The sequence below is a fragment of the Shewanella sp. YLB-07 genome (assembly GCF_009377275.1).
Genome location: NZ_VOQB01000014.1, coordinates 69,452 through 94,771, shown reverse-complemented (window position 1 = coordinate 94,771; position 25,320 = coordinate 69,452). Strand labels below are relative to the sequence as shown.

General features: G+C 44.7%; 29 protein-coding genes. 6 read left to right on the top strand and 23 right to left on the bottom strand.

Translation table 11 applies throughout. From position 1 onward, the window contains the following. Positions 1–164: 164 nt before the first annotated feature. Both FS373_RS24835 and FS373_RS24830 read right to left on the bottom strand, forming a co-directional pair. On the bottom strand, positions 165–2,318 hold the full coding sequence (locus FS373_RS24835) for an MGH1-like glycoside hydrolase domain-containing protein (protein ID WP_144048612.1): 2,154 nt from the start codon (positions 2,316–2,318) through the stop codon (positions 165–167). A 190-nt stretch (positions 2,319–2,508) separates the two neighbouring features. Then, positions 2,509–3,111: a YhgN family NAAT transporter gene (locus FS373_RS24830; protein WP_152830835.1), complete on the bottom strand. Its 603-nt coding sequence runs from the start codon at positions 3,109–3,111 to the stop codon at positions 2,509–2,511. Between the two features lie 293 nt (positions 3,112–3,404). Here FS373_RS24830 and FS373_RS24825 point away from each other — a divergent pair, with 293 nt between their 5' ends. Both FS373_RS24825 and FS373_RS24820 read left to right on the top strand, forming a co-directional pair. Next, positions 3,405–4,958 carry a metal transporter gene (locus FS373_RS24825; protein ID WP_144048614.1) on the top strand — a complete coding sequence of 518 codons (1,554 nt, stop codon included), beginning with the start codon at positions 3,405–3,407 and terminating at the stop codon, positions 4,956–4,958. A 328-nt stretch (positions 4,959–5,286) separates the two neighbouring features. After that, entirely contained in the window at positions 5,287–6,054 is a 768-nt protein-coding gene (locus tag FS373_RS24820) for an NRDE family protein (RefSeq protein WP_144048615.1), read from the top strand. Between the two features lie 53 nt (positions 6,055–6,107). On the opposite strand, the gene FS373_RS24815 is transcribed toward FS373_RS24820, so the two are convergent. Continuing rightward, a complete protein-coding gene (locus FS373_RS24815) occupies positions 6,108–6,530 on the bottom strand; it encodes a YybH family protein (protein WP_144048616.1) in 423 nt (140 codons plus the stop codon). Between the two features lie 121 nt (positions 6,531–6,651). Here FS373_RS24815 and FS373_RS24810 point away from each other — a divergent pair, with 121 nt between their 5' ends. Then, positions 6,652–7,203, top strand: coding sequence for a lysophospholipid acyltransferase family protein (locus FS373_RS24810; RefSeq protein ID WP_144049166.1), 552 nt, complete (start codon positions 6,652–6,654; stop codon positions 7,201–7,203). Positions 7,204–7,238: 35 nt separating this feature from the next. On the opposite strand, the gene FS373_RS24805 is transcribed toward FS373_RS24810, so the two are convergent. The 13 genes from FS373_RS24805 to FS373_RS32250 form a co-directional block, all read right to left on the bottom strand. After that, positions 7,239–7,868, bottom strand: a complete 630-nt coding sequence (locus FS373_RS24805; protein ID WP_152830834.1) for an HrpE/YscL family type III secretion apparatus protein — start codon at positions 7,866–7,868, stop codon at positions 7,239–7,241. Further along, a complete protein-coding gene (locus FS373_RS24800) occupies positions 7,847–8,515 on the bottom strand; it encodes a SctK family type III secretion system sorting platform protein (RefSeq protein ID WP_144048618.1) in 669 nt (222 codons plus the stop codon). Before FS373_RS24800 ends, FS373_RS24805 begins: the two co-directional genes overlap by 22 nt. Before the next feature lie 2 nt (positions 8,516–8,517). Then, entirely contained in the window at positions 8,518–9,252 is a 735-nt protein-coding gene (sctJ, locus tag FS373_RS24795) for a type III secretion system inner membrane ring lipoprotein SctJ (RefSeq protein ID WP_322619563.1), read from the bottom strand. 14 nt (positions 9,253–9,266) lie between these two features. After that, positions 9,267–9,611, bottom strand: coding sequence for a type III secretion system inner rod subunit SctI (gene sctI, locus FS373_RS24790; RefSeq protein WP_144048620.1), 345 nt, complete (start codon positions 9,609–9,611; stop codon positions 9,267–9,269). 9 nt (positions 9,612–9,620) lie between these two features. Further along, positions 9,621–10,232: a YopR/YscH family type III secretion effector gene (locus FS373_RS32620; protein WP_144048621.1), complete on the bottom strand. Its 612-nt coding sequence runs from the start codon at positions 10,230–10,232 to the stop codon at positions 9,621–9,623. Next, on the bottom strand, positions 10,232–10,579 hold the full coding sequence (locus FS373_RS24780) for a YscG family type III secretion protein (RefSeq protein WP_144048622.1): 348 nt from the start codon (positions 10,577–10,579) through the stop codon (positions 10,232–10,234). Before FS373_RS24780 ends, FS373_RS32620 begins: the two co-directional genes overlap by 1 nt. Positions 10,580–10,589: 10 nt before the next feature. Beyond that, positions 10,590–10,865 (bottom strand): type III secretion system needle filament subunit SctF, encoded by a 276-nt coding sequence (gene sctF, locus FS373_RS24775; protein ID WP_144048623.1) that lies wholly within the window; start codon positions 10,863–10,865, stop codon positions 10,590–10,592. 21 nt (positions 10,866–10,886) lie between these two features. Further along, positions 10,887–11,111, bottom strand: coding sequence for an EscE/YscE/SsaE family type III secretion system needle protein co-chaperone (locus FS373_RS24770; protein WP_144048624.1), 225 nt, complete (start codon positions 11,109–11,111; stop codon positions 10,887–10,889). Further along, on the bottom strand, positions 11,056–12,384 hold the full coding sequence (gene sctD / locus FS373_RS24765) for a type III secretion system inner membrane ring subunit SctD (RefSeq protein ID WP_152830833.1): 1,329 nt from the start codon (positions 12,382–12,384) through the stop codon (positions 11,056–11,058). The genes FS373_RS24770 and sctD overlap by 56 nt, the downstream gene beginning before the upstream one ends. Beyond that, positions 12,385–14,238 carry a type III secretion system outer membrane ring subunit SctC gene (sctC, locus tag FS373_RS24760; protein ID WP_144048627.1) on the bottom strand — a complete coding sequence of 618 codons (1,854 nt, stop codon included), beginning with the start codon at positions 14,236–14,238 and terminating at the stop codon, positions 12,385–12,387. Continuing rightward, entirely contained in the window at positions 14,238–14,678 is a 441-nt protein-coding gene (locus FS373_RS24755) for a CesT family type III secretion system chaperone (RefSeq protein ID WP_194165931.1), read from the bottom strand. The genes sctC and FS373_RS24755 overlap by 1 nt, the downstream gene beginning before the upstream one ends. Then, positions 14,675–15,625: a T3SS regulon anti-activator ExsD domain-containing protein gene (locus FS373_RS24750; RefSeq protein WP_152830831.1), complete on the bottom strand. Its 951-nt coding sequence runs from the start codon at positions 15,623–15,625 to the stop codon at positions 14,675–14,677. The genes FS373_RS24755 and FS373_RS24750 overlap by 4 nt, the downstream gene beginning before the upstream one ends. A 78-nt stretch (positions 15,626–15,703) precedes the next feature. Beyond that, the gene (locus tag FS373_RS32250; RefSeq protein WP_144048630.1) at positions 15,704–16,564 is read right to left on the bottom strand and encodes a helix-turn-helix transcriptional regulator; all 861 of its coding nucleotides are present in this window, start codon (positions 16,562–16,564) and stop codon (positions 15,704–15,706) included. A 986-nt stretch (positions 16,565–17,550) separates the two neighbouring features. Between FS373_RS32250 and FS373_RS24740 the strand changes: the two genes are divergently transcribed. After that, positions 17,551–19,101: a putative adhesin gene (locus FS373_RS24740; protein ID WP_152830830.1), complete on the top strand. Its 1,551-nt coding sequence runs from the start codon at positions 17,551–17,553 to the stop codon at positions 19,099–19,101. Between the two features lie 65 nt (positions 19,102–19,166). Here the strand turns inward: FS373_RS24740 and FS373_RS24735 are convergent, their stop codons facing one another. Together FS373_RS24735 and FS373_RS24730 are read right to left on the bottom strand one after the other, a co-directional pair. After that, the gene (locus FS373_RS24735; RefSeq protein WP_144048632.1) at positions 19,167–19,607 is read right to left on the bottom strand and encodes a CesT family type III secretion system chaperone; all 441 of its coding nucleotides are present in this window, start codon (positions 19,605–19,607) and stop codon (positions 19,167–19,169) included. Positions 19,608–19,707: 100 nt separating this feature from the next. Further along, entirely contained in the window at positions 19,708–20,142 is a 435-nt protein-coding gene (locus FS373_RS24730; protein ID WP_152830829.1) for a YscW family type III secretion system pilotin, read from the bottom strand. Between the two features lie 210 nt (positions 20,143–20,352). Between FS373_RS24730 and FS373_RS24725 the strand changes: the two genes are divergently transcribed. Both FS373_RS24725 and FS373_RS24720 read left to right on the top strand, forming a co-directional pair. Further along, on the top strand, positions 20,353–20,811 hold the full coding sequence (locus FS373_RS24725) for a type III secretion system chaperone (protein WP_144048634.1): 459 nt from the start codon (positions 20,353–20,355) through the stop codon (positions 20,809–20,811). A 5-nt stretch (positions 20,812–20,816) separates the two neighbouring features. Continuing rightward, positions 20,817–21,101 (top strand): hypothetical protein, encoded by a 285-nt coding sequence (locus FS373_RS24720; protein ID WP_144048635.1) that lies wholly within the window; start codon positions 20,817–20,819, stop codon positions 21,099–21,101. Positions 21,102–21,199: 98 nt separating this feature from the next. Here the strand turns inward: FS373_RS24720 and sctB are convergent, their stop codons facing one another. The 5 genes from sctB to FS373_RS24695 are packed head-to-tail and all read right to left on the bottom strand — an operon-like array spanning position 21,200 to position 25,265. After that, a complete protein-coding gene (gene sctB / locus FS373_RS24715) occupies positions 21,200–22,210 on the bottom strand; it encodes a type III secretion system translocon subunit SctB (RefSeq protein WP_144048636.1) in 1,011 nt (336 codons plus the stop codon). Between the two features lie 9 nt (positions 22,211–22,219). Next, complete coding sequence (gene sctE / locus FS373_RS24710) at positions 22,220–23,497, bottom strand: type III secretion system translocon subunit SctE (RefSeq protein WP_144048637.1); 1,278 nt, start codon at positions 23,495–23,497, stop codon at positions 22,220–22,222. Further along, complete coding sequence (locus FS373_RS24705) at positions 23,497–23,982, bottom strand: SycD/LcrH family type III secretion system chaperone (RefSeq protein WP_152830828.1); 486 nt, start codon at positions 23,980–23,982, stop codon at positions 23,497–23,499. Before FS373_RS24705 ends, sctE begins: the two co-directional genes overlap by 1 nt. Before the next feature lie 8 nt (positions 23,983–23,990). After that, a complete protein-coding gene (locus FS373_RS24700; protein WP_144048638.1) occupies positions 23,991–24,944 on the bottom strand; it encodes a virulence-associated V antigen in 954 nt (317 codons plus the stop codon). 15 nt (positions 24,945–24,959) lie between these two features. Beyond that, a complete protein-coding gene (locus tag FS373_RS24695; RefSeq protein WP_144048639.1) occupies positions 24,960–25,265 on the bottom strand; it encodes a type III secretion protein in 306 nt (101 codons plus the stop codon). Between the last annotated feature and the right edge of the window lie 55 nt (positions 25,266–25,320).

Here is a 25,320-nt window from a genome sequence, read left to right as displayed (position 1 = left end):
ACCTTAACAGTAGTTTCGTCTGAATTACAGTAAAAGTACAACATTTACTCTGTTAACCTAGATTGTTATGGCGTAAACCACAGAAAACTATGACGTTATCAATCATCACAAGCTAAACAATGACTTACGCGTGCTCAATGATAATAAAAAGTCATTTTTGCAGATTATTTATTCAGCCACTGCTGATAAATTAACAGCAGGACTGACGCTGACCAGCTAAAGTTAGTGCAATGCAGTCCATCGCCTGTCAGTGGGTCGTAGTTTTCTCTAATCGGTGCCTGAGAAAGTATACCATCACCTTGTTCTACTAAGCGTTTGGCCAATATTTCAGCCTCGCTGTGGTAACCATACTTTTCGAGTCCAAGCAGGCCAAACAAGGCTTGATCTAACCACACGGGCCCACGCCAATACTTAGTCGCGGCAAAATTAGGGCTATCGGCACTCACGGTAGGAAATGGGATTTTAGTCGCAAATTGCTTATCGGTGAGCTGACGTTTAACCATGATTTTCGCTTGCTCCTCAGTCGCCGCACCGGCCCAGAGGGGCAGCCAGCCTTCGACTCCCTTACCAGCACCTATCAATAAATGACTCTCCTTACCATCGAAGCGAATATCGTAGAAGAAGCCAGTCTGCTCATCGAACATCTGCGTCTGGATCTGAGTTTTAAGCTTATCGGCCTGTGCCGCCCATTCACTGGACTGCTTATCTAAATGTTGCAGTTTTGCCATCTTCGCCAGAATCATCTTCTCTGCAAACAGATAAGCATTGAGATCGATTGACTCCTGAGACAAGGAGTAGCCAATCACCTCACCCTGTTTATTACGATTCTCCAATACCTGCACGCTGCCATCGTCATCGAATCTAGGGGCGTTATCCATTCCCGACTCCCAAGCAGCCGCCTCGATAATAGCCTCGCGGTTTAGCTGACCACTCTTGAGATGCGCCGGATGCAGATTGGCGCCATATTCCGCCAAGCCATTGCCATTATGATCTCGGTTGCGATACCACCATGAATGATAAGCCACCAGCTTAGGATACATCTGCTTCACGAAGCTAAGATCTTGGCTCTGCTGGTATATTTCCCACACGGCCCAAGCCGCTAGCGGTGGCTTACCGTTGCGCTCATTCCAATTACCGCCTTCGCCATCTCTTGCGGGATCTCGGTTATAAAAAATGGCATCAGGCAAGTTACCCGCATCTTGGGGTCGCACCTTATCTTGAGCAGTAAACTGATAGTCAAACATAGACAGCACATTTGATTTAGCTAACTCAGGATCGAAATAAGACAAGGCTACCGCCTGCTTCCAACTGTCCCAGGCCCAGACACCATTAAACCATTTGTAAGTGATCGAAGGCGTGACCGCATCATGTTTAATTGCTCCAGCCGGACTGCGCCAGTTATGCAATAAGGTCACTATGCTCTTAGCGGCTAACTTACGAAACTCAGGTTTACCCTGATCTATGCCCTTATTTAGCCTCTGCTGCCATAGCAGTCGGTTCTCTGCCAGTAATTGCTTCTGCGTAGCCCAGTCAATATCGCCATGCTCCAGCCGCTCCTGCTGAGTATGGAAGTAACGCTGCGCACTCAAAAATTCGAGACTCTGGCCAGCCTTTACTGATAACGCCTCAGTTTTGGCACTATAACCATTGTGCTCGGCTAGAGTGATCTCAGTCTTAGGGCTAAACCAAAGCTCAAAACTAGCGTCGGCTAGCTGTATATTCCAAGTATCCATTATAGGATTTAGCTGCCAGGCGACGCCGTTGCTCCAACTATCGACTCGTTTAATTAACTTGTACTGGTCTAATTTAGGATGGGATTGAAACGGGGTACCGGACCAAGTTAGTCGCCATTGCTGATCTTCTCCTGAGTGGTTAACGAGTGTAGTCGTCACCACAGAGGTGCGGTTATCACTATAGTTAAGAGACAATGAGACAGAGATGTCAGGCCAATCAAACTCTTGATACAGACCATCGGGCTGACTATAAATACGACTCTGCTCCGCCTGGCTAAAATCAAGCACTTTCCCTGTGATCAGATCCTCCAAAGCCAATTTCTGCATGCTATCACTCAAGTGCAAGCTGTACTCTTGGGCGATAAACAATGGACCGGTGAAACTGCCGTAATAGCTTGGGGTATCGGGCAGATGAAAGCCATGCCAGGCACCTTTATCTACATAGGTTGAGGCAATCTTTAGATTACCTTGCTCATCTCGCTCCTCCATGGAGACAGGCGTACCTTGATAGGGTAGAAGATCACGATATTCGACCGAATCGAGCGCCGATAGACTGGATACACATAAGAGAAGACAAGAAAGCATGAAAACCTATCCCAGATTAAACAGCTTCATAAAGCCATTAACAATTGAATACAATATCCAGAGTATGTGGCTAACCAGGTTTTGATGCAACAAAGATCAGAAATTCTATTGTAGGACCGGCTTTAGTCGGGAGAGAGGGCCACAGTCGGCCATCGCAGCTAAAGCAGCTCCTACAAATCTGCTAACTGATTTAGTTTACCTGTCCCATATGGGCCATATAGCTAGCGATACCATCGAGGAACATCTGCACCGAGATCATCACCAACACCATCCCCATCAAGCGCTCTACCGCGGTCAAACCTTTCTCTCCCAGCACCTTAGTGAACACCTTATAGAAGAGTAGAATAACCGCACTCCCCCCCCACGCTGCCAGTAGAGCCACGGTCCAATCTAACATCCTGGTGCTATCTGTGTGCGCCAACAAAATGAGCGCCGCGAGCACCGAAGGTCCGGCCATTAAGGGGATCGCCATAGGCACGATAAAAGGCTCTTCACCTGCCGCCAGACCGACCACGCCTCCAGGCTGAGGAAAGATCATTCTGATGGCGATCAAGAACAAGATGATGCCTCCGGCAATGCTAACCGACTCAGATCTCAAGTTGAGAAAATTGAGAATAGCTTCACCGGCAAAAAGAAACAGCAGCATGATGCCGAGTGCAAATAACAGCTCTCGAATCAGCACTCGGCGTCTTTTTTTCGGATCTATATGGCGCAATATAGACGCGAAAATAGGCAAGTTCCCGAGAGGATCCATGATGAGGAATAACATTACAGCGGCAGAGAAGGTATCCATAGGTGCTTATAAGCCTGTATTTTGAGCGCAAGGAGGAGTCTATATATTCTATAACTTTTTGGAAACAATCAGATAGAATAATTACACAGGAAAGACCACATGCGCTCAAATCAGTAATCACCTGTTGCCAGGCCTGATGCAAACTTTGAGAGAATGAGTACCTTGAAGCGTGCAAAACCCGCTTAGATTTAAAAAATCATCACACTCGATGTAAATAATGCTGGCTTGTCTGCTTATTTTCCAGAAACTGGTATACTGTCCCGTCGTTTTCTAAGGTCCTAGCTAAACAAATCATGCTCTATCTATTAGCCAGCTGTATCGCACTACTATTAGGTCCTATCTTCTATCGATTCTTTTCGACAGAGCACGGGCTACAAAAAGGCCTGGACGGATTTATATTCGTTTCCCTGGGCGGACTTGTGCTGCTACATATTTTACCTGAGCTACTGGAGCATGGCGGCTTCCTGGCGATCATCTTCGTCATCATAGGAATGTGGGGGCCGACAGCCAGTGAGAAGCTGTTTCACCGTTATTCTGAGGTTACACATAATCTCACCCTCATCTTAGGCGTAGGAGGATTACTGCTGCACACCATCACCGACGGCGGGGCCATGGTGCTTGCCCAACAGGACGATGTCTCGATTTTACTCGCCTTGGGCATTATATTACATCGCCTGCCAGTGGGCCTTGCCATCTGGTGGCTGGTTAAGCCTCAAGTCGGCAGTCGTTGGGCCATGGCAGTTTTAGCCGCCATGATGATTCTGACTGGCGTAGGTTACTTCGCCGGAGAACAGATGCTGACTCAACTCAGCCTGGATAATACCGTATATCTACAAGCCTTCGTGACAGGTTCTATTCTACACGTGGTACTGCATCAGCCCCATGGACATCATTCACCAGATGAAGCCAGCAAAGGGAGTCAGGAAAAATATGAGTATCATGCGGGTATAGGCAGCTTACTCGGCATAGGATTATTGTTTCTACTCTTGATGATGGACTCGGGTGGGCATGAGCACCATCATCATGGCCATAGCACAGAACAACTCGTAGACTGGATGATGACTCTGGGACCTGTGCTCTTGCTCAGTTATGCTGTCGCCGGACTCAGATTTAAGCTAGGCCTGTCACCTCAGAGTAGCCACCTGGGAAAACGTTGGTTACAACGACTCGCGGGGCCAGAGGCCCTGATCATCACGGTTTTCCTACTTGGCCCCTTGGTCGCACTTTTCCAATTAATCAGCTTATTGGTTATCGGAGCCTTACTTACTTTTAGCCGGGTAGAGCCGACGGATCCCCATCTTTCGGTCCCCAAATCTCCTCTGCGTTTTGGCTTCGCCCACATAGTAGACAGAAGTGCGCCCTGGATCATACTCAGCTTAGTCTTGGCTAACCTGATTGGTCATCCTTCGGTGCCATTAGAGAATCCGGTTATTCAGGTGGCTGTACTTATGGTGCTCTTCCTGCCAATGCGATTCTGTAACTTAGGCGGTGCGGTTTTAGCGCTATCTTTGGCATACAGTGGCTGGAGTATCCCAGCCGTTATGTTAGCTCTGGTGGCTGCACCTATCTTCAACTTGGCCCAGCTCAAGTTAATGAGCTGGGCCCAGAGAACTGCAGTGATAGGACTCATCATAGTCATCTTAGGCATAACATCACTGATCCAGCCTCAATGGAGCATGATGATGACTATGCCTGAGCCGTTAAGTATAATATCTCTGATAATTCTGGCCTGCTTATTTGCCGCTAGCCTGCTACGTTTAGGCCCAAGAAAGTTTATGGCCCGCATCATGTTACTCAAGCCAAAATCCCATGACCATGGCTCACATGAGCACGGACATAAGCATTAAGTTAAAGAGCCTAGGTCCTAGGACCTAGGCTTACCCTCGAAACTCGCCATTTTATTTGCTTTTTCCTTGTCAAAAGCTGCAAATAAATAGCATTCAAATCAGGTATAAATTCAAAATACCTCTCTTCGATTTAGACCGTCTATGTGTATTCTCTTCGTTGCTTTAAATAAGCATCCTAAATACCCACTAATAGTGTGTGCGGCCCTTGAAATGAATGAGTTTCATCCTCTTTCGCTCGGGTAGCTTCTACCATCTAGTAATAAGATAAATTCCGCTTCGACACAAAATAGATTACCTTGTAACTATCACTCCCAAGCATTTTCTTTATATGTGCATCTTGTTTATTGCTTTAAATAAGCATTCAAAATACCCATTGATCGTGTGTGCCAATCGCGATGAGTTCCACCACAGGCCCACAGAGCAGGCACATTTATGGCCGCCAGAGAATGAGATCTTAGCTGGCAAAGATCTGGAGGCAGGGGGAACTTGGCTTGGCATCAATAAACGAGGCGGATTCGCGGCATTAACTAATTTAAGAGACCCCTTGAGACAGCAGAGTGAGATGAGAAGCCGCGGCGAGTTAGTACTCAAGGCTCTCGGATCTCAAGGTCTCATCACCGGCAGTTGGTTACGAGATCACAGTAGCCACTACAACCCTTTCAACTTGATCTTTGGCGATGTCAGCGAACTCTACTGCTTTAACAGCATAGCCAATTCTCTTACCCGGTTAGATTCGGGGTTCCACTCCATAAGCAATGGAGCATTGGATGATATCTGGCCCAAGATGGCTCGCGGGACACTCGCACTCCAGGAGTCTATTTCAAGTGGTGAAGAACCCGATATAGACGCTTTGCTAGCAATAATGAAAGATGAAACCCGTGCCCAAGACTCAGATCTGCCGGAAACAGGCATAGGCTTGGAGTGGGAAAGGCTACTCTCATCTATCTATATTAAGCATGAGGAATACGGCACCCGATCGACCAGCATTCTACTGCAAGATAACTCGGGTACTACTCGCTTCATCGAGGTAAGGTATGACGGCAAAGGCCGCAACTTAGGACGACAGCAGTTCAAAGTAAATGGCACAAAATACTAAGAAGCTAAAATGAGACTCCAGTCCAAAATTGAGTTTTGGATATCTGAGATAACCTAATCTGATGTGTGGTCGTGGGTGATAACCCAGCGGTCATCTATCTTTTCCACCAACAGAGTGAATACACCGTTAGGCTTATCTTTGGCTCGGGTTAGCTCCCAACGCCCCACCACGATAGCCGCATAGTTACTCAACATCTTGGTGTCATTGATGGTAAATTTCAATTGGCCTAAGGTCGCCTTATCAGGATAGTTCTTCTTATAAGCCGCCAATGTTTCAGCCCAACCATAGCGAAACTTATTTCCGGAAACGAAACGCATCTTCTCGTTATTCCAATAACCTTGCATGTAGCCATCAAGATCACCTCTGTTCCATGCGGCCTCCTGCTCAGACAATATATGCGCAATATCATCGGTTGGCACGGCTGAGGCGCTAAATGCCAGTAGCATTAGTAGAGCCGTAAGTCCTTTTTTAAACATGGTTTTCTCCATAAATACGAGATAGGCTATAGTATATATGAACTCAATGAGTTAAGTCATAAAGTCGATGGCTAATTTGTTGAGGGTTACGATAGATTAAAAGGATTATTTGTCTTTAGTTATGTTTCAGTATTTTTGTAAGTTCATCTTAAAATTCTTTGGCTGGAAAATTTCCGGTTCACTGCCTATGGACCATCAGTTTGTCGCTATCCTTGGCCCTCACACCAGTAATTGGGACTTCATCGTCGGCTTATTAGCCCGCGGAGCATTAGGTGCTAAGGTTAATTTTCTCGGAAAAAATCAGCTTTTTATTCCGCCATGGGGCTGGTTCTTCAAAGCCGTTGGCGGAACCCCGGTAGATAGAAGTAAATCCAATAATTTGGTAGACGCTGTGGTCCAGCTCTACCAATCAAATCCTAACTTCTCACTGGCATTGGCACCGGAAGGTACTCGCAGCCCGGTAAAACGCTGGAAGACAGGTTTCTACCATATCGCCAGTAAAGCAGGTGTACCCATAGTGACTGTGGGATTAGACTTCGGCACTAAGACAGTTATGATCCCTGAGGGGATACCGACCACGGATGATATGCAAGAGGACATGGATAAAATAATCGGCTTCTATCGCTCCATCAAAGGTCGTCACCCTAAGGTGATCCCGGATTTCACTCGCTAATTCCGCCAGACCTTCAATATGAACGGGCTGAGAGCTTAATCTGAATCTCTCTGCTTGAATTGTTTGTAAATCTGCTTCTCCAGCACTTGCAGCTGCACATCTATACTCGCATCTATGATACCGACCTCGGTTTCCAATATACAGCCGCCATTCTTCAGACGAGCATCGGCGACCACATCCACATAGCCCACCTCAGGAAATGCCGATAAGACTTCACTCACCCTCTCTTTGACTTGAGCAACCTGCTCAGGATTGACGTGCAATATCACCTGTTTCTGGTTACTCACCAGTTGCAATGCCTCTCTCACGACTGTGAGTGTCACCTCCACATCATCGAAGCCTTGCAGGATTTTTCCCACACAAGACAAGACAGCCTGGGTAAGGGTCTTCTCCGATGAAATATAATATCGATTACACTGAGCGACAGTATCGACTATGACTTCGGCGCACTCTTGCTTAGCCTGCAACTGGCCATCTTCATAGCCACGCAACTTCTCTTGCTCATATACGGACTCGGCATCTTTAATGATCTGTGCAGCCTTAGCTTGTGCCGCTTGGATAAGATGCTCCGACTCCAGAAAATGCATATAGTCTGCTGACTTTAGAATTTTCTGACCCGGCACTAAATTAAGGTTGTCTGTATCTACTTTAACAAATGAAAGCATTGTGGAATAACTCGCTTAGATATTTTCTTAATTAGTTGATATGCCAACACCCTATCTGCAATTTTGACATCATCAGCCGACGTAAAAAATGGATTCAGTTCATAGGGAAGCTTAAGCTTCAATCCTTTAATCGAATCAAGCTGACTTGAATCCAATAAAGAGGTGATGAAGGTGATACCACAGGCTTCGAAATGGTTGACAGACATAGATACAGGCAAGGCCTTGGCCCACTCATCGGGCCAATTTGATAGGAGAAACTGAGTCTGGTTCATACAAAACTGATAGCCAGGTACACTCATTCTCTCCAGCAGCTGCTTCCGGGGTAATTTTAGCACCACTTGTTTACACGACTGGCGGTGAAGACTGATCCCAATATAGTGTAGTAGTAGCCTCAATTCCTCTGTGGGCAGCAAGGCAATGAAACGCACGGGATGAGAGAACTCTGCAACAAGCAGAGGATCTAACCCAACGGCACCCAAGATCCATTCATTTAACCTTGGATTATTCCGCCAATCGGGTAAGCGGGATATATGCCCGGCATGGGGAATATGCTCGAGCCAACTTTCGTCGATATAACTTAAGGGCCGAAACAGGTATCGGTGCAAGCACGCTTCATAATCCAGATCAGCTGACCCTTCCCCTTGCATCACTAGCGACCACTCAGCTTCTGGCTCCAGAAATATGTCGCCAGGTTGGTCCCGATTAACATAATAATGAAGAAGACGATAAAACCTATGAAGCGGTTCTCTGACGATGCAGTCATCTTAATAGAGAGTATATTAACCAATTTTTGCTGACTGGATATCAAGCGACTCTGGAGTGCGGGAACTAAGACAACACTGATACGATCATAATTGAGCCCCTCGACACTATTATTCACCAACAATTTTATCTGGGGCACCAGGGACTCTATCTCTATATCTGGGGCGTGCTTAATGAATACCGATGCCGAAGAGTTTATCTCTTTGCTTCGCCCCCGCCTTCTCTCTTCTTCGGGTTTAACCAGATGGACCCTGGCCGTGATCACGCCATCGATTTGAGACAGAGTCGAAGAGATCTCCTGAGACTTGGCAAACATTAGACGAGCTCGCTCTTCCAGAGGAGAAGAAATTAGCCCCTCGTCAGGAAATATCTCTTCCAGACTGGCGAACTTGTCTTTAGGATAACCTTGACTCTTCAGGGTAGCGAGCGCTAAAGACAGCTGCGATTCCTCAACCATCAGCTTCACCTTACCATCGCTATCGGGTAACTTGTGTGTGCTTATCCCGGCGATTAATAAGATGGCTAACATCTCATTACCCTCTTTCTGGGATAAACCGTTGTAGAGTTCGGTTTGACAAGCCGTCAACATGATCATGCAGCTCAGCAGCACAATTTTAAACATTTTTTTTATCATCTTTACTGCGCTTTCATCAAGGTTTCGATATTTTGACTCGTCTTACCCGCCGTCTTAGCGATCAACTCTTCTTGCATGGTGATCCGGGTCAAGGCCCACTGAATTTCCATCAAGGCTGCAGGGTCATCGATTCCTGAACTCATGGCAGTGTGTAAACTTTCTGTGGCTCCGGATAACTGCTTCTTCATATCGACGATCTGATCTAACACAGATTCGCCTAAACCATTGTCGACATTCGATTGCATCGCCTGCTCAAACTCGGCAACCGCGCCATGATCGGCAATTTGTGAATCTTGTAACTGCTCGATGCTGGTATTTAGCACCTGAGTAAAATTAGCTTCAATCATAAAAGCCTCCTAAAATATGTCTGGACGTACCGTGTTAATCATCATGTTGCGCAACATGTTATTAAACTGAATCAGATGGCCTAATTCACCTCGAATGAGATCGACCAAGGGCGCACTTTCTGGATCGCCTTTTAACTCAGCCCAAGCTTGCCAAAGGGCGGTCTCACGACGGGAGCTGAGACGAAACTCTGACTTCAGCTCGGCTTTCAAATCCTCACTAGAAGTGGGAGGCGATGCCTTTAAGCGGCTAATGAAATCGACACTAACCAGCTCTTGTAGACGCTCACTCAACACCGCTTTATTCCCGGATTTAGCCTGATTTAAAGCAGACCAAAGCGCCTTATCGGCCATGGCTTTATCATCACCAAATGCCTGCTGCAACGCTTCTGAAATCTGCGTTCCCGATGGATTATCCAATGCAGAGATGCTCTTATAGAAGGCATCAATCTCAGGATTAACGCCGACTTTCACATCGGCCGCCTTGGCTGTTTTTTTTACCTGCACCTTGGCAGGTTCAGACAGGGCTTGCTCCAGCCTAAGCTGATCGTCTCTGTTCACGGCTCGGGTGCTGACATCCGCAGTATGCTGGACTTGACTCAGACCTGTATTAAGCTCAATCACTAAGGTGCCTGATAGCTAGTTGCAAATGCCTGCAAGCTTTTCGAACTAGACTGAGCCGCCTTTACCAACCAAAAATCCAGCTTAGTTGCTAAACCCAACTCATCGGCACACAGAACGGTAAAACAGATCAAATCCTGATGCTCTGAAGCCAGAGGCTCAAGCAGATCAAGTGCTGCCTGATATTGACCACGATTCATCAAACTCAATGAACGTATACTGGCAACAATCTCAGTGAACTGACTATCCGAAGACAAAGATGCGGCTATGCTTTCGGCCTGTGAGTATTGATGCTGACCGATTGCTATCATGGCTAACTCGGCCAGTAGTTTCTTAGTTTCAATCTTCATAGGAAACCTTCTACACTTTTTGCAAAATGCTCATCATCACATCTTTAATCGACTTAACGACTGTCGAGCGTATGTTGTACATCACAGACCAGCTGTTGATCGCATGCTGTAATTCGGCCAGTTTGGCCGGATCATCGGCTCCATCACCCGAGACACCGCCAATTTTAGCCTTAACATTGTCGTTAGCCGAGGTTAATGCCACATCTATGCTAGTCACTACCGCATTCAGATCCAGTTTACCTGGACCTCCTGTGCCTACATCTCCTATTCCACCTACACCAGCCATAAAATTCCCCTTATTTACTCATCATTTGGATTGGATTTGGTCTAACACTTGATTAGCGGCATTTAGCGCCTCTAAATCTTTAGTTAGTTGTGTATATTCTTCGGGTCGACAACCAGTGTTCATCTGACGCTTAGTCCAGTTAGATGTATCCTGAAGATCTTGTCGAATATTCTGTATCTCTTTATCCGCATCATTGGCGCGCAAGCGCGCTTCCAATGTCGTCATACTGACTGGCGACGCTGTCATTTATGCCTCCAAAATTAATGGTAATTTGTTGATCTCCTTTGGCGATATCTATGCCAAATTCAGAGATCCTCATAATAAGATAGCCCGACGGTGTCCTTGTGCCTTGGGTATAGCGATTGTTATCCGCTAGCACCACATAGGGCACGATGCCAAAATTTGCAGCCCGCACGATAAAATCGATATTCGCCCCCTTGCTTACCTTAGGAATCGACTTGAGTACCAGGTAGGGCTTATCACCAAATTTCTCTCTGAAATCTCGAGCCACCTTATAGAAGGTGGTACTTTCCATTTCGTTAAGCTCACCTCTGGCCTCGATTCTATCTGCGGCTTTAACCAGCTGTAACTTGGATAGCAAGTTGACGGCTCTCAGCATCTCTTTAAGTTCATCCAGATAGGCACCCGCTCTTTGCAACTCTACTTTCCATGCCAGCAAACCCGGTATGTCACTCTCGATAATCTTCTCGACCTGACTCCAACGGCTGGCATCATCTATATAGCCAGTCAGCAGAATCGTGCCTGCCGAATCACCATTTTTTACCTGTACCTGCTGATAACCTAGATTACCCAAAATGAACTTCACCCCACGACGTATGGTATCCATCGCCCTCAGGTGACTCTGATAATTAACGCCTAAAGATTCAATCTCATTAAGAAGTTGAATTCTTTGAAGATTAGTTTCAACATAGCCTTCCAGTTCCACCTGATTGGCTAAGCCATTCCACTCGACTCGAACATCACTGAGCTGTAAGATTTCCAATGCATTACGAACCAAGACGATAGGCTCGGCCTCTGTAATTTGTGCACTCTTATCGGTATTAGAGTCCTGCATCTGGATCACCAAAAATGTGCATGGGATCAGGCTAAGCAATAGCCCTATCAATACAGATCTTCGCCATGAACTTGCCGATTGATTAGCTACCTGATGCTTAATCTCACCTGCTTGAGGAACTGAGGCTTGCCCCAATTCATCTTCCTGCCAACCAACCACAAAACATAGGGCACCGAGTCTGACCGAGTCCCCCCGGGCCAAGATCAAGCTTGAATGAGTTTGTTTCTGCTCATCATTAATGAAGATCTGACTGTCTTGAGGCAGTTCGATTAAAGTGATCGCCTCGGCAACGGATAGAGTCACATGTTTGGCATCAATATCCTTGTCCGATAACACGATATCGGCATTCAACTCATCACTACCGATAATGAATTCACCGGCACTGAGAGGTAATTCAACCTGAGCGTGGCTTCCCGATAGCAGTTTAATTTTCCATTGGGTCATTTAGTTCGCCTCTTCAGCTGGAAAAAAACAGCTAAGATCTGATTCATCACACTCACCAGGCACGATTCTCGCCCCCATCTCACCCGTCGGCAATCTGCAGTCCTGACGGCGGGAACTTACTCCATCACCGAGCAGTCCCTGCTGCTGTTGAACTGCCTCCTCTGTTGTTTGACAGCGATAAAAGCTCAAGGCGGACCGGAAACTTTGGTTTAGATTTGAGATATCTTCGATCCCGACCATCTGGCCGCGTAAATCTTGGTTATTACCCACCACGATATTATTGCCCAGGCCTTGGGTGATGATTCTGGGCTCTACGATGAATAAGCGTACCGTTCTTCTCTTAGTATTAGCTTGCGAGCGAAACAGTTGACCCACCCAAGGAATATCGCCCAACCAGGGAACTTTACGTAACCTCTGAGTGATCTCGTCACGGTATACCCCACCAATGAGTAGGCTCTGACCTTGCTTTACCGTAGCTAAGGTGCTCATTTCTGTTTTACGGGTCGAGGGCACCCCGTTGATTGCACCATCGGGGATTTGAGAACCATCTTCAATCTGCAGACTCAAATTGATATCTGGTCTGGCTGCATTTCTGTCGCCCACTATTCTGGGGATCACCTTAAATACCATTCCAGATGTTACTTTCTCAAGAGACTGAGACTTCTCACCGATCAATTGTATGTAGAAGGTCTCGCTGGTACTCAATACTGCTTGGACATTTTCCTGTGTCAGCAGAGTCGGACGGGACACGATCTGGCCGCTGCCCTCTTGCTGTAGTAGGTTAACTTGAGCCAGCAGGTAGTTAAGATTGGTTTTATCCAACACTGAGCTAAAATCCAAGCCATTACCTAGGGTGATATCACCAGTAGTATCGCCTGTGGTATTGATATCGATAACTTGATTATCACCGGCCTCGATGCCTACGGTCCAATCGACCCCAAGTTGTTCGAGTTCGTTGACACTGATATCTATGATCGACAAGCCAATTTCAATTTGACGCTGAGGCTTATCCAACTGTTGGATCAGCCGACGATAAAGCGGTAGCCTTGAGCGGGAATCACGAACGATAATCGAGTTAAGCCCTGGCTCGGCCTGCACTTTAGCCCCGTTACGAAAACGACTCTTCACCTGAGTTTCTCCGTCTAAATCGGCTTCCCCCTCAGTTTGATTCACTATGTTGGCATCGACGCCCGATAGGATATTTTCTAATATGGTGGCAACACCGGGCACTATGATCTCTTGGTCGCGATAACTGATGCTCCTGTCGGTAGCAGAGGCATATTTAAGAGGGATGATCTCGATATAGAAATCATCATTCTTAGCCACTTGCTGGCTTTCATGTAGCTCTAATACTTCGGCAACTTGAGTCACCAATTGCACATATCTAGGTGGCCCGGCAAGGTAAACACTGCCTTTTCCGGTTATCGCTCTCCAGCCAAATCTTTCTTCCCAAATTCCAGTAGACTCTAAAGTTTCCCGTAACTCCTCAACCGGTACTTGATTCAATTGAATCAACTTAGACTGAGTTTCCACTGCCTTATAAACATATAAAACGGCACCATCGTAATACCAGGTCAGGTTGTACAAACTAGCCAAATAATTCAAGAATGCTTCCGGATCATCCGGCGAGAATCGACCACTTATCTGCTCAGAGACTTGCCCGCTTACCGCAGCAGAGACGCCATAATTAGTCGCAAAGTTAGTGATGACATCCCGTAATGAATCATTATTAGCGTAATATTTAAAATCGCGATCCACCCAGTCCAATGGCTGTGCCAAAGCGGTCATGGACAGCAAGCTTAAGCCTATGCTCCACAAGGCGCGTGAGTAAGTACCTGAGTTAATCCACTTCATTAAGGTAACCACACTCGATTCTGATCCGAACTTGCTAAAGTATGCTGCTGCATTAGTTCTTGATATCTCTCGGCAATATCCACCTGATGATTAACCATAGTGATAAAAGCACTGGGTAAGACTTCAGCCTCGACGCGCTGAACCAGAGTCAAGCGGTTCATCTCATTGATTGCCAGCACAGATGCATGGGATCTCACATTAACCAGTGCCTGCTGCATGACCTTTTCCAGTGCACTTTCCTGTTGATAATTCAAACCTTGGGACAGATCACACTTAAGATCGCTCTCAATGATCAGCCAACCATGACTCAGATAAAATTCGACTGACACATCGTCGAAACTCAGGCTATAGCGTCCATCAGAATTCGCAACGAAGATTGCTTGATTCAAGTCATCACTCAAGGCCGCCAGTAGAGCGCTTAATGTTTCTTCTAGCTTCATCGGCTTACTTGCTTCCATAGGGGACTGATCTGGTAACTCTTGGTTCTCTTCACTTCGAAAAGGGTATTCGATGGCATCGAATTGGCGTTTATCAACCAAGCACCTAAACTGGCATGATCAGTTTCATGACCTAAAGTCAGATCATTTATCATATTCAACACACCAGTTAGCTCAGGTAAACCCAAGGATATACGGGCTAGGCAAGAGGAGAATGATTGTGGGCTAACTCCTTGTGAAATCAGCTCCTTAAAAGAAAAAAGCAAGGCATCTACAACCTGCTGTCTATACACTTTTAGTGCTTGGATGGAGGGCTCGAGTCGTGATAATTGCAATTCACACTGCTTTAGCCCGTTACAGGCCTCGCTTACATGAGCTTCTAAATAGGCTTTATTGACATCATTAACCACTAAACCATCCCAGAACTTCACTTTGGTCTCTAGTTGAGATTTCAAGATCACTAGGGCCTGATACTCACTGAGCAAGTCTTCATCATGGCTGTCATTTTTCTTCAATAACCAAGACTCGAAAGATTGATATACCAGCTTGGCTAACATCTCGATATGCCCCAGATTAAACTTGGGCAGCAAACTTGCATTAATCTCGGCTAAGAGCTCGTGCATCTGGCGTTTCTGGCTGTGTCTAAAAATATCGGCACTGATTTGCAGGAATATTTTTAAATCACTCTTAGTAAGAGATATACCAAAATCGACACAGGCATTGATGTAATCACTGGCCAAGATACAATCGAGAATACGGCGCTCGATGATACGTTTTAGCAAGAGTAACTGCTGCTCACTCACCACCCCAATCTCGACCAACTTCTTATGGCTTACATTGACAACAGATGAGGCCACAGACAAACTTGCCCTAGAGCCGGATGTATCACCCGCCACAAGGCTAATCTTTCGTCCTTTAAATTTTGACTTATTCATCGATTCCCATGTCATTACACATCCTCAGATAGTATTCATGACCAATTTTATCGTCGTTATCATTTTCAGACTTACACAAAACGTCTGAAAATTTTAGCCTGAAGACAAACTCAACTGTGAACGTACCTTACTTGGGGTGATCCCGAAGCGGCGACGATAACTCTGAGTAAAATATGACTGACTGGAAAATCCGGCCTCGATTGCAATATCTACGATACGCGTTTCACTACTCAACAAGAGGTTATAGGCATATAACAAGCGTCTCTCGGTGATCCATGCTCGAGGGGAAACTCCAAAAACTTCATGGAATAACTCTTTAAACGTAGTCAGGCTAGCGCCAAACTCTCTTGCATACTCACTCAACTTCCACTCTTTCAGGTAGTATTTCTCCATAAACGCATGCAGACGATCCGAAGAGCGGTTAGCCTGTTGGCGTAGCAAACGACACAAGTCACCACCTGAGCTGGAATGTACAATTAATAACAACAACTCCTCGAGTTTTAGCTCATACAAGATGCCTGGCAACTTAAATTCGATCACAGAAAACAGACCATCCAAAGTCTGCTTCACGAGCTCATTTATTGACAACTTAGCGACAACTCTCGATTGTTGGCCCATGGCAACAAAAGATGCGAGCGTTTCAGCATGACGCTGAACGAATGATTTAAGAAAATCTGTATTAAAAAAGACAGAAATCGTCTCAACTTTTCCCGCACTAGTATCAGAAAAGTATTCAAACAGATATTCTCCTCTGCGTATGAAACCCGCTTCACCAGCTTGGATGGTCAAGGTTTCATCTGCAGATTGAATAGTAATTGCTCCCACTTGGACATACAGTAAAACATCGTCTTGAATCGTCTTAACTTCTGAACCACCAGAAGCAATAAAATCGCACACAAGACTCGTATTTATTTGTAAGTCACATTGAGAAACAAGTTCGATTGGATTCCCCATAACCCCTTCTTACAGCTTCTGTATTTTATTTCGGCATGCATAACATGGACGAAGAATAAGTTTACTCAATCGATGTTGAGTGTATTTTAGGTATTTAGTCTTGTTGTTTTTATATTTATCGCAGGTTGATATTTAACCAACTCAAATACGAAGCGAAGCATTCTAGACTTATATTTAATAAAAAAAAAGACAATATTTCACATACTAAGCGCAATCAAAATTAACATTTAACTTAATTCGTTTAAAAATAGAGCATTAGATACAAGTAAAAAAACATTCGATAAAAAAATTTACCCGAGGCCAACCAAGGGCAACAAACAAGACAAAATGCACCCACGGTAATTAACAACCAAATAAGAAAGAGCTAACAACAAATAAATTTCACCCTACCAAATAAAAACTAAGCTCATTTATCAATCAGGAGGTAACTTTTAAGTTTTAGATATGTTAAAAAGCAAGCAAGTTAGAACTGCAGCATAATCCACTCAATAGGCTTAACCACCCAAAGTTTGATTGGCGCCACTTAAAGAACAACCAACTAGAAAAAAATATTAAAAAACCCCACAAACCCATACAAAGTGATTAATTCAAGTGAATTCAAAGCCGATGATTACCACCAAAATAAAAACAATCGACAGAAAAACCCAGCACCAACAAAGACAAAAACAATTATTAGTCAAGATAAGTGAATAGAAAACCGACAACAACAAAAATATGTTACATCGACGTGAATATAGGGAACACATATTGATACATTTGTATGGCGATGGAACTGTGGGGGCTTAATGAGATATAAAAAACAAAACTAAGACTAGGAAGGCTTATTACTAGAAGGCAAAGTAATATGCACGAAGGTACTAGATAATACGATTCCGAGTAGGTTCAGAGTATTTAAGGCTAAAAATCACAAAATTAAAACTAAAAATGACTGCCAGATAAAGCATTAGAAAATATCATGAGTAAAGTTAATTAAAGGGATTACTCATATGCCATTAAATATCAATACACTCCAAACTTTTGTTAATCAGCAGATTGATATAGATCAATCTGCAAGAAATAAAAATGGGAGTATAGAGGCTAACCCCCCCCCCAAGGGCCGATTTAACGGCCTAGCAGTACAACACGGAGTCGCACAATCTGAGTCCAATTTTTCTAAAGAAGTCCTGCGACACGTGAAAAACACTAGCCTCAATAATCAAGAAGTATCACAACTGCTAAAAAATGTTAAAAATTTCGATTTAGGTCAGGGAAACCGTTCTGGTGAAGTGATCTTTAAAGGCTTAAAAGGGGCACAACTTAGCTTAGGAGACGCTCAGATATTATTAAACGCTGCTGCTCGTCATCAATCTCAAGCACCAGAGCTACCTCCACGCGAGGCACCAGCGGTGCCTCATCGCGGCACAAAACCACAAATCCAACAGCATACTTTACCTCCATTATCGCCGAAAATAACACTGTCACACCTTAATCAAAACGAAACAATAAACCAGCAGCTACAGACACTGATCGATAAGGAGGTTGGTAGTGATATTACTGCACTAACATCCAGACCATCAGTCAAATTAGACTCACTGGCCATCTGGCCTAGCGCAAGTACACCTGGAGCCTATGGAATCAATCTACCTGGAGTCGGTTTCACTAAGTCAAACTCATTACAGGAAGCCCAAACCAAAATAACCGAGTTTAAACATACCCAATTTGGCAATGAAGTTAAGGGAAGATGGGGAAATGAAGTCGCGACTCTCAATTCAAAACCAGACTCTTCATCAAATCAGGCTGCAATTTGGAAGAGTGAATCAAAACCTGGGACTTTCGGCGTACATATCCCCAATGCTGGTACTTTCCGCGTATCTGACTTAAATCAGGCACAAGCAAAGTTTAGTCAACACGGGATCGAGGAGCGTATTGCAACAGGTGAAAATATTACGGTCAACAGAACAAATTTACCTCCGGCTGAAATAGCAAGGCTAGAACAAACCTATGGCGTGAACATTCAACCAATCTCAATCGATGGAAAAGAGATAGCCTATCTTTTTGGCAGTGTAAATCGTCAACAAGGAGATAATCACAGTGTTCTTTTCTCCTCACACGGCGGCGCAAGAGGCGAACATAAAACATTTCAAAAACCCGAAGGTCTGGAGCTAAAGTTTGCATCTACAACCAACAACACCTTAGTGTCCAGAACCATGGGCTTTGCAGAAAAGCTTAAAGATGGCCATGTTGAATTTAAAGAAGATTCACAAATTTATGCTTCCTTCAGCCGTCAGGCTACAGATTATAAACTCAGTGGAGGTATTGGCACTCAACCTGAGCAGGCAGCTCAATTCATTGGTGAGATGAATCGAGGAGAAAGCGTGGAATCATTCGATTTTTTATTGTTGAATAGAGAAGCCAAAGGGGTGCATTTCTCAGATGTAATCCAGGCACTAAAAGATACCTGTGGTCCTAGTGTACAAGATCAATTGATCTGTCACTTCTGTCGACCAAAAGATGATGATGCAGGGAAATTCAACGTCAGAAACAACTACACAGGCTAAGCTTAAAGTCGCCCTCAAAATTAAATGGGCTTCACCTAAGGTGCTGCCCATTTAACCTTATAGCTTTACACTCTGATAAACTGAGAAACTTCCTGATTCTGTAAAGGCGTTTCCTCTGCCAATATAGCTTCACCTAACCAGCTATCGAATACATTGGCACGCTCAATAAATACCGTTAATGCATGATATAAAGTAGTTTCATCGCATTCGCTATAGGCAACTTGAGACCACAGCAGCAAGTTCTGACTAGTATCATCTAAACCAACCCTTGGCCTAATTGGGTTAGAATCAAAAAGGTTATCGGCTAACAATCTCATAGCAATTTGAGGATTTGACAACTTTCCAAGTGAGGTGAATAACACCACATATTCTCCATTAAGATCACTGAAATGTACTGGCCAGCGCTCGTCAATAGTTATGCTAAAGAGGTTATTGTCCAACTCTTGAGATACGAGATCTAATCGATTTGAAAGGTTTTCGATACTAGCTTTAAAAGCAAGAGTCATAATTTTTCTCTATAATAACGAAAAGATAAAGCCAAATATTTCACAATTTAATAGCTCAAAGGCTGTTATCGAGAAGGCTCTATATGAGTTTTCTGGGTATTCAATGGGATGGTTTCAAGATTAAATCTAACTTGCTTGTGCCTAAGTGATAAAAATAATCTGAACTGGCAACCCCCTTCAGTCTGCCATTAACCTCCAACTTAGCCTCAAGCAACATGTGTCCCTGACCAGATTGAATCGGTGCGACGGCAAAAAAATAACGCACTGGCAGATGACTATTCTGGTAAACCTGTTTAGCGACAACCAATTTCTGCCCTTCATATTTCATATATAAGGTAACGGTCAATTTAGAAGCGTGAGCCGGGACATAATTTTCGAATGAGACCCACCCAGTCACATTAGCCCCTTGCTCCGAGTTCGTTTCAACTCGATTAGTCGTAGCGATAGGCTGCAGCACTCGAGTCACACTGACATCGACACAGGCACTTAGCAAACTAACCCCCATTAGCGCCATAGATAATTGTCTAAACTTCACTATCCCCCCCGGCTGTAACCATCTCAATTTCTGCTCACAAACTTTATATGCCAATTACGTTCTAAAAGAATAACACGAAGTATACAAGCCGATAGCTGGTGAGAGACATGGCGACCACCAGCTAAAAAATCACAGCGAATTACAACAATTGTTTGGCCTACATATTGATAAAATGGAGCGATTATTGTTCAGCCTTAACAGGACTTAACTATGGATGTATCGCTCAAAATTAATTCTATTTTACAAAATTTTGGTGACAGCATAGGTCTTACCGATCTGGCTTTAAAAGATAATTCAGTTAGCCTTTCATTCGATGACAAGCTTGTTGTTCGCATCATCTATCAAGCTGAAAAAGAGCTACTGATCTTTGAAGCCCAAATAACCGAATGTGCCAACCTGGACGATGCAATTTTACGCTCTTTACTTGCGTTCAATTATCACTGGAGTGAGCACAGACTCGTATTCGGACTTAATCTGGAAGAACAGCAGCTTTGCCTCTACCAACATATCGATGTTGAGACTCTCGACTTCGCTCAATTTGAAACGATATTGGCCGAACAGGTAGCACAAGCAGAGAGGTGGGCGGAACTCTTGAATATCGAAGATTTAGAGCCTGAAGGTGAATTTGAACGCCATCATTTGACTAATATCAGTGGGATCAAGGTATAGATATTATGGCTAATAATATCGGTGACAAACAAGGTGTGATCTACCAGACACCCCAGACTCAAACTGAAGTAGCTCAGGCCTCTTCTGTATTGTTTAAAGATAAGCATATCGGCTTAATTTCTCAAGCTAGCCCCTTAGTCTCGAAACAACAGTCGGCTCAGAGGTTACGCCACTTGCTTATCGACAGATTCCCCCAAGTTCCTCAGCAAAAAATCGATGGATTATTCACCTCGGTAACGGATGACATATCAGCAAAATCGTTAAAAGATAGGCAGATAAAACTGATCTAATATCGATTGATATAGAAAATTGAAAATGAGTGAGATGTTTAGAAGTGGATAAAAAAGTGGTGAATTGATTCACCACTTTTTAGTATTACGCTAAATGGCTAGGCTGGAGTCGACGCCGCTTTCCAAGCCTGATTATAACTATCACCGATAGCACGTAAGATATCACGTACCTCTTTTAAGAAGTTATCATCGTAGCCGATACGGTCATCCGCCTTCTGCTTCTCTGCCTGACTTAAGGTTCCCTCCGCCTCTTCCTCTTTCTGAGACGCCTGAGCCTCAGTTTGATAGACACTACCGATATTATTCGATACTTGTCCCACCCCTTGCAAAACAGCATTACGGGCTTGGCCACGAGAATCTCGCGCCTTAAGCAAGGTATCTATTTCAAAGTTTTGTTGACCCAATTTCTTTATCTCAGACTTAGTGCCACGTAAAGCCCCGGACACATTCTTGCCGTCATCTTGCAAGCCTTTCAGGGTATCTTTAAAATTCTGCTGTTGTGTAAGTTGACTGTTAACCTTACCGCTCTCACCGAGCTGATTGATGCTCTTCTTAGCCGATAACGCGCCCATCACGGCGCTGGTGACCGCTAGAACACCACTGACCACAGCCATGGCAATCAGGGCTCCCTTCGCACTTCTTAACTCACTCGCCTGGGCTTTTATCGATGCAACAGATGCCGTTGTGGCGATATCCCGCTGAGTAATATTGAGTTCTCGGTTATCTTTAGCCAATTGGAACAATAAGATCATCAGTTCGAAAATATCCGATAATGCGCCTTTGCTGGTAGACTCATTCTTACCACCCACACCCACAGAGCTCAGAAACTCACTTAACGCTTTCTGTACTTTGTCGACCGCATCGCCAATGTTTTTCTTAAAATCACCAGAATTAACCAAATCCAACAGTTTATCCAGCTTGATTATCTGAGTCGGATCTAAGGCTGAACGAGGTGCTTCGAGTACGACTCGGTTACCTTGTTTAATACTGAGTAACTCAGAGTCTTCTGCCGCAGCTTGTGTCGTCTTATTTGAATTAACCTGATTGATCGACGTGACATCATTCACAGAAGTCAGGGTCGTCGTACCGCTTTGTATTACTAAACTCATAACTTACTCCTATACCGCCGCTGGACGGCTTAAGATTTCTTTCATAGAGTCACCATTAGCATTAATCATCTGCATGATCATCTGCATGACTTCCTGGAACTCTTGACTCATACGGCTGATCTCCTCTTTGAGACGATCTATGACCGCCCGCATAGCCAATACCTCGGCCCTACTATCCTCAGTCTCGGCCTGCTTGCCAACGGCGTTAGCCTGAAAAGCAGTATTAACCGTACCCGCCGTACCTTGAGCAACATTGGCACCGACTTCGGTAATCGTAGATATGGTTCTGACCTTAGTGGCAGCGGTACCAAATTTATTAATTGCAGTGCCTAACTTGGCAAGGTCATCTAACTTATCGGCGACCTTTGTCAGTCCGGATGCTATTTTGGTACTTACTTTTCCGGCAAGCTGAGCGGCTTTACCTGCGGCTGCGCCGCCAAACGAAGCCACGGTACTCACCACAGCCGAAATAATCTCTAGTGCCATCATCACTTTCTGAAATGCTTCGACATTGATGCCGGCATCTTTAAGTGCACTCTGTACAGCAGGTTCTTGTAATACCTGTGAGACGATACCAAATACGCCTCCGGCAATCATGGCCGCACCCGCTACTGCGCCTACGCCTGTTGCTATCATGACTGCACCGATAATGATCGACAAAGCAGCGCTGATATAACCAAAAATCTTACCAAAAAGACCTGATTTTTTAGCTTCTTGAGCCGCTTCTTCAGATTCTTTTATCTTGGCTTGGTTATCTTTCATCTGGGCTTCGTTCTCAGATCTAACTCGTTTTATCTCTTCGGCTTTTAACTTATTCTGCGCCCTTTCAAGCTCAGTGGTCGTCTTGGCTAACTCAATTTCAAAATCTTCCACCGAAGATGCAGACAGGGCAATAAACGCACTGCCGATACCGTATTCGGCACCTTTAGCTAGCTCTTTAGGTAGACCCGCACCATTTTGAAATGAAGAGGTTAAAAACTTGGCAAACATATCACCAGTTTTATCCAATAACTCCTTAACGGCCGGCTGATTACTATTCATCAACGAGCTGAGTTCATTGAAGGTTTTCTCGGCGCTAGTAAGGGAGCTGGTATTCATAAGCGGGTTAGGTTTTTCCAGCATGACCCCCGGCCTATTAGTGCCTACAGAAGCTTGTTGCTCGGCATTTCTACTTACCGTAACTCCCTGCTCCTGCTTTTTCTCCAACTTAGCATTGGTGATCCCTTGCTCCGTATCCAAGAGCGTAGCACTCTGGGCCAACGGATTAGTTAACGTGATCTGATTCATTATGTAACTCCTTGTTTAGTTATCTCCTCCAGCATTGCACTGGCTCGCTGCGCCAGCTCGGAGTAAGCTGGCTGTTTCTTTGCTAAATGACTGGCGGTATAAAACCCACTCTCAGCCGCTTCCATATTGCCCAGAGCTAAGTGACACTCTCCGGCATGAAAAGGGGCCCTAGGTTCATTCACATCAATCAAGGTGGCAAAACTGTAAGCATCGACGGCTAACTCATACTGCTTCATCTCCTGACGGCAGGCTCCCAGCCCCATGAAGAATCGCACCTGATAATGATCTAAAGTACATAAGAGCTGAAATATTTTATGGGACTCATCATATTTAGCCGACTCGTAATAATTAAAGGCGACGGCATACATCTGCTCTATGGCATCATCGGGAATATTACGTAACATCCCCATGGTGCCGCCATCTTCCAGAAATGAGAGCAGCTCATCTTCGTAATTGTTATCTTGTGTTTGTGTTTGTTCAGCCATAACGGATCCTATATTTGACGCAATATGTCCTGCATCACACTGTGGTATTTCTGCACGAAACGATTTATCGCCTCGACAGTGCTGTTGTAGGTAGATGAGATTTGATTCAGCTCAGTAGTCTTAAGGCTAACATCATCGTTGATCAGCTTAGATTTATCTGAGATAGACGTGCCTAAGTTAGGTAATTGCTCCTTTAAATCATCGCCCGAATATTTATCTTTAGCGGTGATCCCTATCGCCGTTAAAAAATCTTTACTCGATATAGGACCTGAAGTGTTACTCGTAATACTTTTTAGCTTTTTATAGACGTCGGATGCCTTGTAATCTGCATCACTATCGAAGCCAAAATCACTAGCAGTTAGCGCATCGGTTGACTTGTATTCCGAACCATTAGCCAGAGCTGCGTGTAACTTACTCTGGATGGTTCCATAAATTTTCAACTCATTAGACAAGCCTTTCAGCTCTTCCTGGGCGGCGTCACGTTTGGCTTGGTTGGTAAACAATCTATCTTGGTATGTCACTAAAATGGGACTGTCTAATCGCTCAGAGAATACAGATAACAGGGCAAGATGTTTCATATCTGAGGCACCAATTGTCTGACCTGAGGGGACTTTAGCAAACAAGGCCTCTAAATCTGTATTCAATCTGTTAAACAATGTGCCTGTGCCATCGGCTTTTAACAATTCTTGAGGATCTTGGCCAGTTGAAACTAACTGATTAAGCACTAAGCTCCAGAAACGTTGAAAGTCACTCAGTCGCTGCTCGGGAGTAAGATCCGTACCTGATTTAGGTGTAAAGATACTATCGTCAGCCGTTGACCAGATATTATTATCTGCATCTTGTAACTTTTCTTGTATCTTAGAAGCAAAAGTTTTCAGCGCTTCTAAGTTTTGACCTTGTGATGCCTCCATCACCTGAGAAACAATGTCGGCCGGAGTTGTAGCTATAGGACTTATTGCCATACTTTCATTCCTTAGTTAAATCATCATGCCACGCATCATGGTCGGTCTACGTTTCTTGCTGTCCTTGACTCCCAATGTGGGATTAGCTGCCAATGCGGCCCGTCGCTGACGATGCACCTCATGGAGCAAGTCTTTCTCGGCCTGTTGAGTCAGCTTAGGATCCATGGCCTGATTATCAAAAATGGCACTGGCAGCGAGATGACTAACCCCTAAACCTGCAAGCATCTCACTCACTAATTCAGTTCTTTGATCTGCATTATCTATCGCCTTCTGTGCCTCGGCGATTGTAGCCACAAATGCATTATGTTCAGGTTCTGCCATATGTTCTCCATAGTAAAATGTGAATCTTTTTAAGGCTGTAACTCAGAGGCGTAAA

What these genes read in the sequence shown, in the direction of transcription:
- FS373_RS24835 (WP_144048612.1), bottom strand. Translation starts at nt 2,318, where the DNA reads ATGCTTTCTTGTCTTCTCTTATGTGTATCCAGTCTATCGGCGCTCGAT.
- FS373_RS24830 (WP_152830835.1), bottom strand. Translation starts at nt 3,111, where the DNA reads ATGGATACCTTCTCTGCCGCTGTAATGTTATTCCTCATCATGGATCCT.
- FS373_RS24825 (WP_144048614.1), top strand. Translation starts at nt 3,405, where the DNA reads ATGCTCTATCTATTAGCCAGCTGTATCGCACTACTATTAGGTCCTATC.
- FS373_RS24820 (WP_144048615.1), top strand. Translation starts at nt 5,287, where the DNA reads ATGTGCATCTTGTTTATTGCTTTAAATAAGCATTCAAAATACCCATTG.
- FS373_RS24815 (WP_144048616.1), bottom strand. Translation starts at nt 6,530, where the DNA reads ATGTTTAAAAAAGGACTTACGGCTCTACTAATGCTACTGGCATTTAGC.
- FS373_RS24810 (WP_144049166.1), top strand. Translation starts at nt 6,652, where the DNA reads ATGTTTCAGTATTTTTGTAAGTTCATCTTAAAATTCTTTGGCTGGAAA.
- FS373_RS24805 (WP_152830834.1), bottom strand. Translation starts at nt 7,868, where the DNA reads ATGCTTTCATTTGTTAAAGTAGATACAGACAACCTTAATTTAGTGCCG.
- FS373_RS24800 (WP_144048618.1), bottom strand. Translation starts at nt 8,515, where the DNA reads ATGCAAGGGGAAGGGTCAGCTGATCTGGATTATGAAGCGTGCTTGCAC.
- sctJ (WP_322619563.1), bottom strand. Translation starts at nt 9,252, where the DNA reads ATGTTTAAAATTGTGCTGCTGAGCTGCATGATCATGTTGACGGCTTGT.
- sctI (WP_144048620.1), bottom strand. Translation starts at nt 9,611, where the DNA reads ATGATTGAAGCTAATTTTACTCAGGTGCTAAATACCAGCATCGAGCAG.
- FS373_RS24780 (WP_144048622.1), bottom strand. Translation starts at nt 10,579, where the DNA reads ATGAAGATTGAAACTAAGAAACTACTGGCCGAGTTAGCCATGATAGCA.
- sctF (WP_144048623.1), bottom strand. Translation starts at nt 10,865, where the DNA reads ATGGCTGGTGTAGGTGGAATAGGAGATGTAGGCACAGGAGGTCCAGGT.
- FS373_RS24770 (WP_144048624.1), bottom strand. Translation starts at nt 11,111, where the DNA reads ATGACAGCGTCGCCAGTCAGTATGACGACATTGGAAGCGCGCTTGCGC.
- sctD (WP_152830833.1), bottom strand. Translation starts at nt 12,384, where the DNA reads ATGACCCAATGGAAAATTAAACTGCTATCGGGAAGCCACGCTCAGGTT.
- sctC (WP_144048627.1), bottom strand. Translation starts at nt 14,238, where the DNA reads ATGAAGTGGATTAACTCAGGTACTTACTCACGCGCCTTGTGGAGCATA.
- FS373_RS24755 (WP_194165931.1), bottom strand. Translation starts at nt 14,678, where the DNA reads ATGAAGCTAGAAGAAACATTAAGCGCTCTACTGGCGGCCTTGAGTGAT.
- FS373_RS24750 (WP_152830831.1), bottom strand. Translation starts at nt 15,625, where the DNA reads ATGACATGGGAATCGATGAATAAGTCAAAATTTAAAGGACGAAAGATT.
- FS373_RS32250 (WP_144048630.1), bottom strand. Translation starts at nt 16,564, where the DNA reads ATGGGGAATCCAATCGAACTTGTTTCTCAATGTGACTTACAAATAAAT.
- FS373_RS24740 (WP_152830830.1), top strand. Translation starts at nt 17,551, where the DNA reads ATGCCATTAAATATCAATACACTCCAAACTTTTGTTAATCAGCAGATT.
- FS373_RS24735 (WP_144048632.1), bottom strand. Translation starts at nt 19,607, where the DNA reads ATGACTCTTGCTTTTAAAGCTAGTATCGAAAACCTTTCAAATCGATTA.
- FS373_RS24725 (WP_144048634.1), top strand. Translation starts at nt 20,353, where the DNA reads ATGGATGTATCGCTCAAAATTAATTCTATTTTACAAAATTTTGGTGAC.
- FS373_RS24720 (WP_144048635.1), top strand. Translation starts at nt 20,817, where the DNA reads ATGGCTAATAATATCGGTGACAAACAAGGTGTGATCTACCAGACACCC.
- sctB (WP_144048636.1), bottom strand. Translation starts at nt 22,210, where the DNA reads ATGAGTTTAGTAATACAAAGCGGTACGACGACCCTGACTTCTGTGAAT.
- sctE (WP_144048637.1), bottom strand. Translation starts at nt 23,497, where the DNA reads ATGAATCAGATCACGTTAACTAATCCGTTGGCCCAGAGTGCTACGCTC.
- FS373_RS24705 (WP_152830828.1), bottom strand. Translation starts at nt 23,982, where the DNA reads ATGGCTGAACAAACACAAACACAAGATAACAATTACGAAGATGAGCTG.
- FS373_RS24700 (WP_144048638.1), bottom strand. Translation starts at nt 24,944, where the DNA reads ATGGCAATAAGTCCTATAGCTACAACTCCGGCCGACATTGTTTCTCAG.
- FS373_RS24695 (WP_144048639.1), bottom strand. Translation starts at nt 25,265, where the DNA reads ATGGCAGAACCTGAACATAATGCATTTGTGGCTACAATCGCCGAGGCA.